Source organism: Arthrobacter sp. AOP36-F1-5, from assembly GCF_058137995.1.
Genome location: NZ_CM176892.1, coordinates 1,967,710 through 1,981,573 on the forward strand (window position 1 = coordinate 1,967,710; position 13,864 = coordinate 1,981,573).

The 13,864-nt window shown below is 58.4% G+C and carries 14 protein-coding genes; 3 read left to right on the plus strand and 11 right to left on the minus strand.

Features of this window, described 5'->3' with window-relative positions; translation table 11 throughout:
- Window positions 1-8: 8 nt before the first annotated feature.
- The 7 genes from AC3ZI9_RS08980 to coaD all read right to left on the minus strand — a co-directional run bounded on the left by AC3ZI9_RS08980 (window position 9) and on the right by coaD (window position 6,384).
- Window positions 9-833, minus strand: a complete 825-nt coding sequence (locus AC3ZI9_RS08980) for a CDP-alcohol phosphatidyltransferase family protein (RefSeq protein WP_489923496.1) — start codon at window positions 831-833, stop codon at window positions 9-11.
- Entirely contained in the window at window positions 830-1,900 is a 1,071-nt protein-coding gene (locus AC3ZI9_RS08985) for a glycosyltransferase family 2 protein (RefSeq protein WP_489923497.1), read from the minus strand. The genes AC3ZI9_RS08980 and AC3ZI9_RS08985 overlap by 4 nt, the downstream gene beginning before the upstream one ends.
- The gene (locus tag AC3ZI9_RS08990) at window positions 1,897-2,694 is read right to left on the minus strand and encodes an ABC transporter ATP-binding protein (RefSeq protein ID WP_489924032.1); all 798 of its coding nucleotides are present in this window, start codon (window positions 2,692-2,694) and stop codon (window positions 1,897-1,899) included. The genes AC3ZI9_RS08985 and AC3ZI9_RS08990 overlap by 4 nt, the downstream gene beginning before the upstream one ends.
- A gap of 220 nt (window positions 2,695-2,914) precedes the next feature.
- Window positions 2,915-3,760: an ABC transporter permease gene (locus AC3ZI9_RS08995; protein WP_489923498.1), complete on the minus strand. Its 846-nt coding sequence runs from the start codon at window positions 3,758-3,760 to the stop codon at window positions 2,915-2,917.
- A gap of 13 nt (window positions 3,761-3,773) precedes the next feature.
- Complete coding sequence (locus AC3ZI9_RS09000; protein WP_489923499.1) at window positions 3,774-4,826, minus strand: LCP family protein; 1,053 nt, start codon at window positions 4,824-4,826, stop codon at window positions 3,774-3,776.
- Between the two features lie 139 nt (window positions 4,827-4,965).
- Complete coding sequence (gene galU / locus AC3ZI9_RS09005) at window positions 4,966-5,868, minus strand: UTP--glucose-1-phosphate uridylyltransferase GalU (RefSeq protein WP_489923500.1); 903 nt, start codon at window positions 5,866-5,868, stop codon at window positions 4,966-4,968.
- 42 nt (window positions 5,869-5,910) lie between these two features.
- Window positions 5,911-6,384, minus strand: coding sequence for a pantetheine-phosphate adenylyltransferase (coaD, locus tag AC3ZI9_RS09010; protein ID WP_489923501.1), 474 nt, complete (start codon window positions 6,382-6,384; stop codon window positions 5,911-5,913).
- 78 nt (window positions 6,385-6,462) lie between these two features.
- Here coaD and AC3ZI9_RS09015 point away from each other — a divergent pair, with 78 nt between their 5' ends.
- Complete coding sequence (locus AC3ZI9_RS09015; protein ID WP_489923502.1) at window positions 6,463-7,671, plus strand: aminotransferase class I/II-fold pyridoxal phosphate-dependent enzyme; 1,209 nt, start codon at window positions 6,463-6,465, stop codon at window positions 7,669-7,671.
- Complete coding sequence (locus tag AC3ZI9_RS09020) at window positions 7,668-8,459, plus strand: spermidine synthase (RefSeq protein WP_489923503.1); 792 nt, start codon at window positions 7,668-7,670, stop codon at window positions 8,457-8,459. The genes AC3ZI9_RS09015 and AC3ZI9_RS09020 overlap by 4 nt, the downstream gene beginning before the upstream one ends.
- On the opposite strand, the gene rsmD is transcribed toward AC3ZI9_RS09020, so the two are convergent.
- The 4 genes from rsmD to AC3ZI9_RS09040 form a co-directional block, all read right to left on the minus strand.
- Window positions 8,424-9,005, minus strand: a complete 582-nt coding sequence (gene rsmD / locus AC3ZI9_RS09025) for a 16S rRNA (guanine(966)-N(2))-methyltransferase RsmD (protein WP_489923504.1) — start codon at window positions 9,003-9,005, stop codon at window positions 8,424-8,426. The two genes, AC3ZI9_RS09020 and rsmD, sit on opposite strands and share 36 nt — an antisense overlap.
- A 6-nt stretch (window positions 9,006-9,011) precedes the next feature.
- Window positions 9,012-11,174, minus strand: coding sequence for an ATP-dependent DNA helicase RecG (recG, locus tag AC3ZI9_RS09030; protein ID WP_489923505.1), 2,163 nt, complete (start codon window positions 11,172-11,174; stop codon window positions 9,012-9,014).
- 64 nt (window positions 11,175-11,238) lie between these two features.
- Window positions 11,239-12,201, minus strand: a complete 963-nt coding sequence (locus AC3ZI9_RS09035; RefSeq protein WP_443359055.1) for a DAK2 domain-containing protein — start codon at window positions 12,199-12,201, stop codon at window positions 11,239-11,241.
- 22 nt (window positions 12,202-12,223) lie between these two features.
- Window positions 12,224-13,255 carry an LCP family protein gene (locus AC3ZI9_RS09040; protein ID WP_443359056.1) on the minus strand — a complete coding sequence of 344 codons (1,032 nt, stop codon included), beginning with the start codon at window positions 13,253-13,255 and terminating at the stop codon, window positions 12,224-12,226.
- A gap of 210 nt (window positions 13,256-13,465) precedes the next feature.
- Here AC3ZI9_RS09040 and AC3ZI9_RS09045 point away from each other — a divergent pair, with 210 nt between their 5' ends.
- Window positions 13,466-13,816, plus strand: a complete 351-nt coding sequence (locus AC3ZI9_RS09045) for a DUF3515 family protein (RefSeq protein WP_489923506.1) — start codon at window positions 13,466-13,468, stop codon at window positions 13,814-13,816.
- Window positions 13,817-13,864 lie beyond the last annotated feature (48 nt).

A 13,864-nucleotide genomic window follows, 5' to 3' on the forward strand; every position in this document is an offset into this window, starting at 1 on the left:
AATGCCTCCTAGGCCCTGAGCCTGGGTGATGCGAGGCTGGCTGCGAAATGCCCGAGATTCACGAAAAGGGTGACAGGCACGAGCAGCCACAGCAACCAGCTTTCAGCAAGTCCTGAACTCCCGAAAATCGTGGATACGATGGTCGCTACCAGAAACAAAAGGCTCAATTCCACGGCGTGCAAAAGCCGGTGGAAGGGCAGGAAACGGGCGAGATTCCGCGACTTGCCCAACAGGGACGTCGACGGGATTGCCCGCGCATCCCCGGTATCGGGAAGTTTGCCGAGTCCAGCCATGCCGCGAGCAGCGTGGACCATCAGGCTCAAGGAGCGGTTGAGCACCAGCAGCAAGGCCACGATTGCGCCGATGAACAGCAACTGGTCATCGAGTCCGGCGGGGAGCCCCGCTTCGTTTCCAAGGGAAATCCGAGCCGCAAGGGCGATGGGTAGTAGCGCCTCGGTAGTATGGTGGCCGACCATGTCAATGAAAATGCCTTTGGGCCCCTGGGTTTCTCGCCATCGCGCGACTTCTCCATCGCAGCAATCAAAATATAGCTGCACTTGGGACAGCACGACAGCGAGTAGGGGGCCCCAGATTCCTGGAATCAGCAAGGCTGCGGACATACCCCAGCCGGCAAGAATCATGAGTCCCGTGACTCCGTTGGCACTGATCGGGGTTCGAACCAGTAATGCGGTGAGATAGATGGAGATATGTCGAAGATATAGTTCCGCAGTCCAATGCTCGGCGTTACGTCTGGATCTGACCTCCGGGGGCTGACATACGGCACGAAGCTCATCCAACGACGGTCTTGCCGGTCGTGTTTCCGACGGGGTCATTCTGTACCCTCGGAGTTTTTTTCCAAGTTCTTTACCGGTCGGCTCTGATCCGTGGTCTGGCCGGCCCCAAGAATTCGTCCACGGACAAAGCCGAAGGCCCAGGGAAAGTGGATGGTCGGTAAGACACGCAGCAGTTGGAGCCGCTCCAATCCGTTGCAACATTTCGTCTGGACTGAAGCCGCTATGATCATTGCTCCATAGACCGCAGGGGCACTGCGCACAGCTCGTTGAACTAAGCGTCCTAGGCCTCTGAAATGATATGAACGCACGAGCCACGAAACGACTCCCGCCGCAACCGTTACGGCCATGATCGGCGGCGCGAAATGCCTAATTGACTTTCCTTCCGGATACCTACGAGCCAATTCCCCCCGCCACACCCCGGAAGCGTAGCTTTGTGCGGCCAATCGACGGTAATCATCCCGAGGAAAATACGTCGTCTTCAGCAGTGGATCAAACCACACTTTTTCTCCGGCCTGTCGGATCCGGAGACACAGTTCCCAATCTTGTCCACGCCACAAGGACTCATCGTAGAAGCCGACTTCGTCGAAGATCGAGCGGCGAAAAACTCCAAGGTACGCCGATTCAGCCGGGCCTTCGGGAGCACCCGAGTGGTAAGCAGCTCCCCCCAGTCCCAGGGGCGAATTATAGGCAGCCGCGACGGCGCGTTGCAGAGAGTTGCGGCCTTGCGCGTCCATACGGCCGCCGACATCGGCCGCCCCACTGCGCAACAGGGTGTCCACGCCGCGGCGTGTGTACTGGGGATCCAGAACGCTGTGCGCATCCACCCGGATGATGATGGAAGCCGTAGACGCCTTGATGGCGAGGTTCAGGCCTGCTGGAGTGCGTCCAATGGGGTTGTGAACCCACCGGATCCTCGGGTCTTCTATTGCCATCTGCTCCACCACGGTCTCAGTCCCATCGTCGCTTGGGCCCAGAGCAAGGATGATTTCCTTGGGTCCATCGAAGTCCTGGGCGAGAATCCCTTGGACAGCGTCTCTGACGTACTCAGCCTCGTTCAGGACAGGCATGACGTACGAAACGGCTGTCTTTCGGTCGGGGAAATTCATTTCTTTGATTCCTTGTACGCCTTGACGACTTCCTCGGCGTCCCCGTCCATTTCCAGAACCCCCTGGTTGATCCAAAGTACCCTGTTGCAGGTATCGAGGATCGACTTCATGGAGTGTGAGACGAGGAACACCGTTCCAGCTTCTTCACGGATCTGACGGATCCGAGCTTCACTCCGTTTGCGGAAACGAGCGTCGCCGACCGCCAGCGCTTCGTCAACGATGAGAATTTCGTGTTGTTTCGAAGCGGCGATCGCAAATTTCAGGCGAGCCGACATACCGGACGAATACGTGCGCATGGGAAGATCGATGAAGTCCTCGAGCTCAGCGAATTCGATAATGTCACTCCGCATCGTCTCGACTTCCTTGCGGCTATAGCCTAGGGCCAGACCACCCAGAGTAATGTTTTTATCCCCTGACAATTCGGGAATGAGTGCAGCGCCGACACCAAGCATATTGGGGCGTGAGGTTGCATAGACTGCGCCCGAGGCGGGCGGGGTCAGTCCCACGATGCTGCGCATTAATGTCGACTTGCCAGAACCGTTACTCCCTATAATCCCAATTGATTCATTTTCATAGGCCGTGAATGAGATCCCTTTGACAGCGTGCACTTCCCGCAATCCCCGAGTTTTTGTCATCAGCCGTCGTCCATCGGCCGAACCCGCTGACTTTCCGCTGGAATAGACCTTGTATCGAACGTGAAGGTCGTCAACGACGACCACTGGACGTCTCTCTTCTGGGCGGGTTTCTGCGCGTTCCCTTGACGGAGATGCAGCGGCAGATTCCACATCCGACATACCATGTTTTAGTTCGGGAGATGGGGTCGCATGCGGGACCGGCTGTTCCGGCAAAGTCTCACTAGGAGAAGCGTCTTTCTGTTCTACATGCTGGTGAGTTCCGGCAGAAATCCGGCGCCTCGCCGGAATACCCTGTGAAGCTATCTGTGCGCCGGCTGCACTGTCCTTGGTACTGGCTCGGTCTTCGGACCATCGCCTGGGCCGAATCAGGTCATCAAAATCAGTTGACTCTGCCATAACGCTCCTCAGCTATCCAGAAAAAAATGACACCAAAGATCAGCATCAGCACCGACCAGATTGCAAGGTACCCCCAGTATTCGATGGGATAGTCAATGCCCATGATGCAGCCTCGGGCAATCTGCAGCGTTTGGTAGATCGGGTGGAAATCGAAAAGCGTCACCATGACTGGAAGCATGCTGAGAATGCGATCCACTGAAAAAAGTACACCGGACGTGTAGAACAAGAGCCTGTTGATCAGCGGCAAGAGCTGAGTTAAGTCCCGCACATGCACGGTAAGCCGTGCAGCAACCAGGGCGACTCCGGTATTAAACAGGGTGTAAATCCCGACAAGCGGAAAAATCAATAGCCAACTCCATGAAGGCTTTGCCCCCAGTATGAGGCAATAGATATACATCACCCCCAACATAGGGGCCAGAGTGAGTAGCTGCTGCAGGATAGTAGCCAACGGAAGGGTAATGCGCGGGAATGAGAGCGATTGCACCAGAGCGGTATTTCCGGTGATGGATTTAGCGCCTTGGTTCATGGACTGGCTAAAAAATTCGAAGAGGAAGACGCCGATCACGACGTACATCGGAAACCCAGGGGGCTTACTATCGCCCTGCAAAAGACCGAATATTGCGCCATACATCAGTGCATTCAGGGTCGGCTTCAGCACGACCCACAACATTCCAAGCCGGTTGCGGCCGTTGCTGGCCTCAATTCGACTGCGGGCCAACTCGTAGGCAAAGTCGCGTCGCTGCCAAGCTTGCTTCAAGTAAGCAAAGAACCGGGGCCTGGCGCCGACACGGTGAAGTCCTTCGGGACTCACTGAACCAATGACCGTCATGCGTTCAAACTCCTCATTTGGCCTTGGATTCCACATCTTCGAAATAGGAGCCCATCGTATCGTGACTCAGGGCTTCACCGACGTCAGCAACAGCTTGTTCATCTTCCAACACGATGGATTGCCCGTCCCTGCTCGTAGATGTACCCGCCGTTGGGAGGGTGAACAGGTGAACGTCTTTGGAACGCAGGCCCTTGAATTGGACGGCCAAGCCGGCAACGGTCCCTGCATCGAGCGAATCGTCAAGTGAAACATAGGGAGAGACCTTGTCGATGACCTTATAGACCTTGCTCGGATTAGTCAGTGTTTCGGACCGCAGGAGCTTATCCATGACGGCCTTCAAGAACGTTTGTTGGTTCTTCACTCGTTGGTAGTCGCCATCGGAGAAGGATTTTCTTTCGCGAACAAACCGGAGTGCACGGTCTCCCTCCAAATCAATGTTTCCTACCGGGTAGAAATAGTCGGTGTCGTTCGCTGTGAAGGGAATCTCATTCTTCACTGTCACGCCACCCAGTGCGGTGGTCAAGTCTCGGAACCCCTGGAAGTCCACCACGGCGACGTGATCGATTTTAGCGTCGAATAAGCCTTCAAACGTTTGAACCACCAAGGGGACTCCCCCAAAAGCCATCGCCGAATTGATCTTGTGCTTTCCATGGCCCGGAATCTCCAGCCACGTATCGCGCATGACTGACATGACGTAGATACCTTCACGGTCGGCCGGAATATGGACAAGCATCATCGTGTCGGAGCGCTGACCAGTACCACCAGTGTCGATGACGTCTTCGGTGACTTGGTTTGCGCCACCGTGATCGGCCCCCATCAACAGAATGTTCATGGACTTATCGCCCGGATCCTTCACAGGCCGAAGCGACTCCTCAGGAAAAGCCGAGCCCAGCTCGGGGGTTTGGTCATCGAACGTGTTGGCGAGTGTGAATAAGTATCCGCCGGCGACTAGAACAGCAACCACTATCAGCGCCACCAACGACAGAATGACGGCCCGTATTGGATGTTTTTTCCGCGGCGCCATTCGGCGCGGGGCATACCCGGATTCAGGCTGCGTACTGTTCAAGTCTTCTCCCGTGGGGGACGCCGGCCGTGAAATGGTCCGAATTTGGCCGCGACGATGCCCGAATCAAATGGATGGTCGTAGGCAAGCAAGTCTAGCGTCATTGGAAGACCAGATTCGCTCCGCCTAGATTCAGCTGAATCTAGGCCTCCAAGTCCGCAACGAATTCCTTGAGCCACGGAACCAGTCGTTCGCCAATGTCCTGTCGTTCTGCTGCGAGACTGATGACCGCTTGGATATAGGAGAGCTTATCTCCCGTATCGTATCTACGACCTCGGAAAATGACCGCGTGCACGCCGCCTCCAGTCAGATCCGAACCTGCAAGTTCTTGAAGGGCGTCGGTCAGTTGGATTTCGTTGCCACGGCCGGGTTCAGTCCGCTCAAGGATCTCAAAAACTGAAGGGTGGAGCACGTAGCGGCCGATAACCGCCAAATTAGAGGGTGCTTCTTCTGGGTTCGGTTTCTCGACCAATCGATTGACCTTGACGTAATCCTCACCGTCTACTGCAGTGACGTCAGCACATCCATACGCACCGATCTGTGCCGGATCTACTTCCATCAACGCAATCACAGACCCCCCGGTATTTTGTTGGACCCGGATCATTTCGCTCAGGAGATCGTCCCGTTCGTCGATAAGGTCGTCGCCCAGAAGAACAGCGAAAGGGTCATCCCCCACGTGCAGCTTCGCGCACAGTACGGCGTGCCCTAACCCCTGTGGATCTCCCTGGCGAATGTAGTGGATCTCGCCGAGGTCAGTCGCCTCCTGGATCAACGCGAGCTTCTCCGTGTCGCCCTTCTCCATCAAGACCTGCTCAAGATTAGGGACCCGGTCAAAATGATCTTCAAGGGCTCGTTTACTGCGTCCAGTGATCATCAAAACGTCGTCTAGGCCTGCCTTGGCCGCCTCGGCGACGACATACTGGATGGCTGGCTTGTCGACAACGGGGAGCATTTCCTTGGGCATCGCCTTGGTAGCCGGCAAGAAACGGGTCCCCAAACCCGCTGCCGGAATCACTGCCTTGGTGATGCGCTTCGATTCATTCATGATTCAACTTTACAAGATCGCCACCACTTCCGGCGGCAACCACTAGCGACCGTTCCGGAAACGGTTGACGACCGAGCGCGGAAGGTATTCGTCCACGTCACCACCCAGTGCCTGAACTTCCTTGATCAGACTTGAGGACAAATGAGCGTACCTGTTGTCTGCGGAGAGGAAAACAGTCTCGACACCTGTCAGGTGCCGATTCATGGCTGCCATCGGAACTTCGTATTGGTAATCCACCACAGAGCGCAGTCCTTTGACGATGGCGTCGGCACCCACCTCGCGGCAAAATCCTGCCAAGAGCCCGTCCCCCATCGGCACGACGCTGATTCCGGCGAGCCCAGAGACTGTTTCACGCGCCATGGCGATCCGCTCTTCTTGATCGAATCGGTACTTCTTGGAGTAGTTTGTCGACACGGCCACCACGACCTCATCGAAGAGGCTACTGGCACGGGCAATGATTTCCACATGGCCCTTATGAATGGGATCAAAGGATCCGGGGCAGACGGCGCGACGCATACGTGCAATCTATCAATTGGAGGCGTCCATGGCCTGCAATAGTCGTCATGTTGGCCGCGTCCTTGCCATACTGAGTCCATGTCCCACAGCTTTCCCTGGCAACGTGCCGCCCATGGCGCAAATCTCCTCGGCCCAGACGGCCACCTGGCAGCAACCATTTTCGAAGAGATCACAGTCCTCGCACGAAAACACGAGGCAGTTAATCTCGGTCAAGGATTCCCCGACACGGACGGGCCCGACTTCATGGCCGAAGCAGCCGCACAAAATATTCGATCAGGTCAGAACCAATATGCACCGGGTCCGGGTATTCCGGAGCTCCGCGAAGCTATTGCAGAACACCAGCAACACTTCTACGGGCTTTCGCCCGACCCGGCGGACGGCGTGGTGGTCACCACGGGTGCTACTGAAGCGATTGCTGCATCGGTCCTCGCTCTGGTCAACCCGGGAGACGAAGTTCTCACCTTCGAGCCCTTCTACGACTCCTACGGAGCCACCATCGCTTTGGCGGGAGGTATCCACCGAACGGTTCCGCTGCGGCTTCCTGATTTCCAGCCAGACCCAACGGATCTTCAACGCGCCATCACCGACAAAACGCGCATGATTCTGCTTAATAATCCGCATAATCCGACGGGAACGGTCTTCAAGCGCGAAGTCCTCGAACAGATCGTCCAGCTCGCTGAACGTCACGACGTACTGATCGTGTCCGACGAAGTTTACGAGCACTTGACCTTCGGCTGTCAGCACATTCCGGTAGCCTCCATCGATGGCGCTTGGAAGCGGACAATCAGTATTTCCTCGGCTGGCAAGACTTTTTCCTTTACCGGGTGGAAGGTCGGATGGGCGAGTGGACCAGCCGACTTGATTGCTGCAATCCGCACCGTGAAGCAGTTCCTTTCCTACAGTTCGGGTCCGGCCTACCAACCCGCCGTGGCCGAGGCACTCCGGCTTCCCGACGAATACTTCGCGAACTTTGCGACGGATCTGGCAGAACGCGGCACGTTCCTGGCCGATGGCTTGAAGAACGCTGGTATGAGGGTGTACCGACCGTCAGGCACGTACTTCGTTGTCGCCGATGTGGCACCCCTGGGAATCGACGACGCCGCGGACTTGGCGCGGCGGATGCCTGAGATCGTTGGAGTTGCCGGGATCCCTCTCTCGGTCTTCTGTCACGAGGAGGGTGCCACTGCCACACGTACGTTGATGCGTTTCGCCTTCTGCAAGCGGCCTGATGTCCTCGCCGAGGCGACGAAACGGCTGAGTCGGCTGCGTAAAGTAATCACCCGATGAACGTCCCGCACCACAAGACCCATCGCCGCTGGCTGTCCGGCGTCGGTCAACACGCGGAGCTCATTCCCGACACGTGGATTCCCGGCGCGTGGGTCCTTTCGATCGGCGGCGCCGAGCAATCCCACGTCAATCCTGCGGCTCCCCAGGAAATCTTCTACGAGTACCTCCGCAGAACTGCCAACCATCTGGATCTACTCGGCTCCCCTGGTACACCTTTGAAGGTTCTGCACTTGGGTGCAGGGGCCCTCACCCTGGCTCGCTACCTCGCCGCGACGCGTCCCGGAAGTACCCAGGTTGCCGTGGATTCAGAGCGGGAGCTCTTGGGCTTCGTCACCGAGGTCCTGCCGCTACCCGCCGAGACGAACCTTCAACTGATCATCGCTGATGCACGTGATGTTGTCGCTGGGAAGCTTGCCGGGGAAACCTTCGACGCCGCCATTCTGGATGTTTTTGCCGGAGCCGACGCTCCGGAACACTTGCGTGCGGATGAATTCCATCGAGAAATCCGACGATTGCTGTCCCCTGCGGGGATTTCATTGGTCAATGTCGGGGACGATCCGCCCTTTGCCTTCATCCGCCAACAGATCCGCGCCATGGAAGAGACGTACCGGCAGGTCACCGTCGCTGCTCCCCAGGATCTGTTCGAGCTCCGAGCCCCGGGAAATTTCATTCTCATGGGGACAGATACCGCGTGGGACGACTCTCGGCTAGACGACTTGCGTGGCATGGGCCCCCACCCCGGCAGTGTCCTTTCAGGCGTCGATCTTGACGACCTCCGCAAACCATAGGGTCGTCTCCCCGTATTTTTTCGTCGACAGTCCGGCCAGCTCCGCCGGCCACGAAGGTTCAGGAGAACGTGAGGAACGTTCCAGGACCACCAGCGCCCCCTCGTTCAAGACAGGCACCAACGTCAGGAGCGTGGCCGAGAGCTCGGCGTCAGTCAGAGGGTAGGGCGGGTCCATGAAGACCAGGTCCCAGCCACGCCCCGACTCGGTTTCAGCTGCCAAAAACGTCTTGACGGACCCGCGCCGGGCCGCGATAACTTCGCGGCGCAGGTGTTTGTTGACCAACGCGGCATTGGCTTGGCACACCGCCAAAGCCTTGGGAGCTTGTTCAACGAGCACTACTGCTCGAGCTCCCCGACTGGCTGCCTCAACGCCGAGTGCGCCGGAGCCAGCATAGAGGTCCAGAACACGAGCGCCGTCGAGTTCGTCCTGGCTTTCCAACCTCGAGAAGAGTGCTTCCTTCACACGATCGGTCGTCGGTCGAGTGGCGTCACCCGGTACGGAGGTGAGGCCCAGTCCCCCGGCTGCACCGGCTATAACACGTCCCATATGCGGTTAACCTCGTTCCAGAAAAGCTTGCATGTCATCATCCACCCAGCTGTGCACCAGTTGGCGCAGTCCCGGGTGCGCGGCGAGCCCTCCGATGCTTTCAACGATTTTTTCGGCATCGGTTCGGGCCGCCGTGATGATCTTCCGGTCACGGACGACCCGGAGGATCTTCAGGGTGTTCTGTGTTCCCGATTGTCTGGCCCCCAGCACGTCTCCTTCGCGGCGTTCGGCCAAATCAACTTCGGCCAGCTCAAAACCGTCGGTGGTTTGGGCCACGGCTGCGAGTCGTTGCAAGGAAGGGTGCTCCGGGGGCAGCCATGACGCCAAGAGACAGGTCCCTGGCAGGCCGCCACGGCCAACGCGTCCGCGCAGCTGGTGCAACTGCGACACACCGAAGGAGTCGGCATCAAGGATCACCATGGCGGTGGCATTGGGGACATCGACACCTACTTCGATGACCGTCGTGGAGATCAGGATTCCGGTCTCCCCCGATTCGAATCCTGACATGGCGGCTGCCTTCTCTTCGGTCGTCATCCGACCGTGCAGCGTATCGATGCCTACCCCGTTGAAAAGCGGCATGCTTGCCACACGTTGGTACATCTCCTCAACGGTAGCCTTCGGCGGTGCAGGCAGACCGGGCAGATTAGCGCCTTCAGATCCTGTGTCCGAGCCCATAGCTTCGGAGCCGTTCGGCCCCGGAGCCATGCCGTCTTCCGTCGCCTGTTCGGAGATGCGCGGGCACACCAAATAGACTTGGTGTCCCTGATCAACCTCTTCTCGCATGAGGGCAAACATTCGGTCGCGGTAGCGTTCGTCATGGAGGTCAACGACATAGGTACTGGTCGGGGCCCGGCCGGCCGGCAATTCCGACAACGTACTGATCTCCAGGTCCCCAAAGACCGTGATCGCGACGGTTCGCGGGATAGGTGTTGCCGTCATGACCAGCATATGGGGTTGAATGCTGTTCTTGGCTCGCAAGGTATCTCGTTGTTCGACGCCAAACCGATGTTGTTCGTCGACAACAACGAATCCCAGTTCGGCAAAGATCACGTTTTCCGATAGCAACGCGTGGGTCCCGATCAGGACTCCGGTCTCCCCGGAGGCAACCCTCAGCAGGACTTCCTTGCGCTGTGCGGCGGGCATGGACCCAGTGAGCAGATCCACGCGTGTCCCGTTCGGATGCCCGTCTAGCTGCCCTGCACGTCCTAGTGGGCCCAGCATCCGGGAGATGGACGCATAGTGCTGCTGCGCCAGGACCTCTGTCGGTGCCATCAAAGCCGTTTGGGCACCGGCATCGATCACCTGGAGCATGGCCCGCAACGCCACGACGGTCTTACCTGACCCGACCTCTCCCTGGAGCAGACGGTTCATCGGTCGTTGACGCGCCAGATCCGCTGAAATTTCCATCCCGGCCCGGATCTGGCCTTCGGTGAGCGTGAACGGCAGAGCTGCTTCGAAGGCATTAAGTATCCCGTCGACTCCCCCGACCCGAGCGGTAGCTGGCTGGCGGAAGCGGTGCGCCCGGCGCTCAGCCAAGGCCAGCTGGAGAACCAATGCCTCGTCGTATCGGAAGCGTTTCTTCGCCGCTTCACCATGGGCGACCGTATCCGGCGCGTGGACCGCGTGTAGGGCTCGTGCGAGCTTGGGAAGGCGGTGTTGCTCGCGGAGTGATTCAGGCAGCGGATCTGGGTATGTCGTCGATGAGACGCCAGCCAACACCAGGTCCATCATGCCCCGCAGTGCCGGGCTACTAACAGCAGCGGTCGCCGGGTAGATGGGGATTGGCCGGGGTTCGGCGTCCTCTGCGGTTTCCAAGAGTGCGTATTCGGGTTGGGCTAGTTGAAGTGTCTGCCGGTAGGCACCGACTTTTCCACTGAACATGGCCACGGTTCCGTGGGTCAGTTCCTTGGCAGCCTTGTACCCGTTGAAGAAGGTCATGTTGAGTCGGCCCTGCGTATCGCCGAGTTCGTCCTCGACGGCCACTTGGAGCAGCATGCCTTTGCGTCGCTGCATTCTGCGTTGCTCCGAGGAGACGACCCGGGCCACCACGGTCACGGTTTCACCGAACGGCAGTTCGTCGATACGCGTCAGTTCACCCACGTCGAGATAACGTCGGGGGAAGTGGTGGAGCAGTTCCCCACAGGTTTCAAGGTGAAAGGCCTTGGCCACTGCGTCGGCTGCTCGACTTCCAATTGCCGAGCGCAACGGTGTTTCCGGGCCGAAGGACGTTGAGTCAGCCACTGTGGGTACACAAGTCCGTAATAGAAACGTTGACCGGTTCACCGGCCTCACGGATGGCTTCCAGCGCGTCTTCTGCAGCAGGAACATGGACGTGGACACGCCAGCGATAAGCTTCGTTGGGACCATTGACCGCGCTCATGATGACCGAGTTACCGAGCGAGTCGAGCCGGGCACGCAGGGTGGCAGCTTCCAAGGCTCCCAACGTTATCGTGCACATCACTTCGACGCCTTCCTCAGTTGAGGACGTGGCATGAATGTGGGGATCCTGGATCCCGTACCCGTGTAACGAGGTATAGCGCGATTCCTCAGGTTCTTCACCCGTCAGCGCTGCACACAGCGTATCGAGGACCAGCAGCATGCCCACGGCTCCGGCATCTACCACCTTGGCTTTGGTCAGCGCCCCGAGCTGGTCTTCAGTACAGACCACGGATTGGATCGTTACTTCCTGCACGGCAGTCAGAACCTCGCGCAGGTTTGCTCGACTGGACGGATCGGCAGTCGACTGTGCCACCGCGCTACTTGCCGCCCGAGCCGCGGACTCCGCCACGGAGAGCATGGTCCCCGGAACCGGGTCGCTGAGCGCGGACCATGCCCGGACCCTTCCACGTTCCAGGGCGGCGGCGAGCAAGGGGCCGGTCAATCGTGGCTGTCCCAGCAGCGGTTCTGAAAAACCGATAAGGAACACCGAAAGCAGTGTGCCTGAATTACCGCGCGCCGATTCCATTCCGGCTCGACCTGCCGTCGCCAGATACTCGCCGAGGTCCTCTGATTCCAATACCGACACCGCGTCGTGGGCAGTCCGCGCGGTCAGGTAAAGATTGGAGCCGGTATCCCCATCAGCAACCGGAAAGATATTGATAGCGTCCAGCCGGTCGCTATGGTTGGCCAAGGCCCCGACCATCGATTCGAGCCAGGTGGCTGCTGCGGGCACCCCTGAAGCGATCTTGGCGGTCATGTTCGTTCCCCTTACGGGTTGCTTAGAGTCCGTGTGACTGGACGAATTCGCCGACTTTGTCATCCTTGAGTGCGGCGGCGAGTTCATCGATCGCCGCGTCGTCAGGGACGACGATTGACTGGCCGTCGTTGGACCAACCAGTGCCCTTATTCGGCAGTGTGAAGAAGTGCATGTCACCACTTCGCACACGAGCCAGAGAGGCGCCCAATTTACCAACCTCGACAGCGCCGAATTCATCGTCGACGGCGATATATGGCGAGATTTCATCGACCACATCGGTCATCTTGGCCGGGTTGGCCAACGTTTTCGGAGTCAACACCTTCCCCACGACAGCCTTGATAAAGGTCTGTTGGTTCTTCACTCGCTGGTAGTCGCCATCCTTGAACGACTTTCGCTCGCGGACAAAGGCCAAGGCCTTATCTCCTTCGAGATGTGTCTGTCCTTGAGTGAAGTCATAGTGCCCGTACCCTGACGTGAAATTCGATGGGACGTTGACATCGACACCACCTATCGCCTCGGTGAGCCCCTTGAAGCCTTCCATATCAATGGAAGCCACATGGTCAATACGCGTATCCAAAAGAGTTTCCAGCGTCTGGACCGCCAGCGGGACCCCACCGTAGGAGAAGGCTGCGTTAATTTTGTGGCTGCCCTTCCCCGGAATCGGCACCCAGGTATCGCGCATAATCGAGGTGACGAAAACGTTCTTCCGGTCTGCCGGTACGTGGATCAGCATGATGGTGTCAGATCTGCCGGCATTGGGGACACCCTTGAGGTTCTCCGAGTCACCAGATCCGCCTCCAGAGTCGCTGCCCAAGAGCAGAATGTTGGAGGCCCCATTGGCCGACTTCTCAGGGCGGACTGAGTCCGAAGGGAAAGCCGACTCGATTTTTGCGCTGTGCGAATCGAAGTTCTTGGCGAGCATGAAGACGTATCCACCGGCGACCAGGGCGGCAATCACGACCAGTGACAAGAGAGTGATGATGGTCGCTCGTACCGGGTGCTTCTTCTTATGTTCGGGTTCACCGAACGCCAAATCCATGTTCTCTTGGGACATGTCAGCCTTTCATCGCCGTGGTTGCCGTCTCATCTTAGCCGTGGCACCACGGGTTAGAGTGGAGGTGTGCGTTTGCCTGTTGATTTATTTGTTCAGCGCCGGGCCCTCCCGGCGGTCGTTGTCCTTCTCGCGGGCCTATCATTGGCAGGATGTGCCAGTCCCGCTACCGTGCAGCCGGCCGATGACGCAGCGAATCCACTCTGCGCTGACATGATGGTCGCGATGCCGGATGAGCTGGCCGGCTACAAACTTCGCCCCACGACCAGTCAAGCAACGGCAGTCTGGGGGGACCCTGCGAAAATCATCCTGCGGTGCGGCGTCAATGTTCCGGGCCCGACGACGGATCAGTGTGCCGGCGTGAACGGTGTGGACTGGGTGGCCAAGGAGGGTGAGGTCGCATGGACGTTGACCACCTACGGCCGGACCCCCGCCACCGAGGTACTCTTCAATCCGGATGAAGTGCCTTCCAGCTCCGTGCTGTCCCAGCTTGGATCCGCCGCCGAGCGTATTCCCGCTCAAGGAGGGTGCAGCACCCAAGACACCTCCGAGGACCTGCCGTAGGTTCCCGAAGGGAGCCACCGGGTCCTAGCTGTACTGCCCAGCAACGTT

What these genes read in the sequence shown, in the direction of transcription:
- AC3ZI9_RS09035 (WP_443359055.1), bottom strand. Translation starts at nt 12,201, where the DNA reads ATGACCGCCAAGATCGCTTCAGGGGTGCCCGCAGCAGCCACCTGGCTC.
- AC3ZI9_RS08995 (WP_489923498.1), bottom strand. Translation starts at nt 3,760, where the DNA reads ATGACGGTCATTGGTTCAGTGAGTCCCGAAGGACTTCACCGTGTCGGC.
- rsmD (WP_489923504.1), bottom strand. Translation starts at nt 9,005, where the DNA reads ATGGGACGTGTTATAGCCGGTGCAGCCGGGGGACTGGGCCTCACCTCC.
- AC3ZI9_RS08980 (WP_489923496.1), bottom strand. Translation starts at nt 833, where the DNA reads ATGACCCCGTCGGAAACACGACCGGCAAGACCGTCGTTGGATGAGCTT.
- AC3ZI9_RS09015 (WP_489923502.1), top strand. Translation starts at nt 6,463, where the DNA reads ATGTCCCACAGCTTTCCCTGGCAACGTGCCGCCCATGGCGCAAATCTC.
- AC3ZI9_RS09045 (WP_489923506.1), top strand. Translation starts at nt 13,466, where the DNA reads ATGATGGTCGCGATGCCGGATGAGCTGGCCGGCTACAAACTTCGCCCC.
- AC3ZI9_RS08990 (WP_489924032.1), bottom strand. Translation starts at nt 2,694, where the DNA reads ATGTCGGATGTGGAATCTGCCGCTGCATCTCCGTCAAGGGAACGCGCA.
- AC3ZI9_RS08985 (WP_489923497.1), bottom strand. Translation starts at nt 1,900, where the DNA reads ATGAATTTCCCCGACCGAAAGACAGCCGTTTCGTACGTCATGCCTGTC.
- coaD (WP_489923501.1), bottom strand. Translation starts at nt 6,384, where the DNA reads ATGCGTCGCGCCGTCTGCCCCGGATCCTTTGATCCCATTCATAAGGGC.
- AC3ZI9_RS09040 (WP_443359056.1), bottom strand. Translation starts at nt 13,255, where the DNA reads ATGTCCCAAGAGAACATGGATTTGGCGTTCGGTGAACCCGAACATAAG.
- AC3ZI9_RS09020 (WP_489923503.1), top strand. Translation starts at nt 7,668, where the DNA reads ATGAACGTCCCGCACCACAAGACCCATCGCCGCTGGCTGTCCGGCGTC.
- galU (WP_489923500.1), bottom strand. Translation starts at nt 5,868, where the DNA reads ATGAATGAATCGAAGCGCATCACCAAGGCAGTGATTCCGGCAGCGGGT.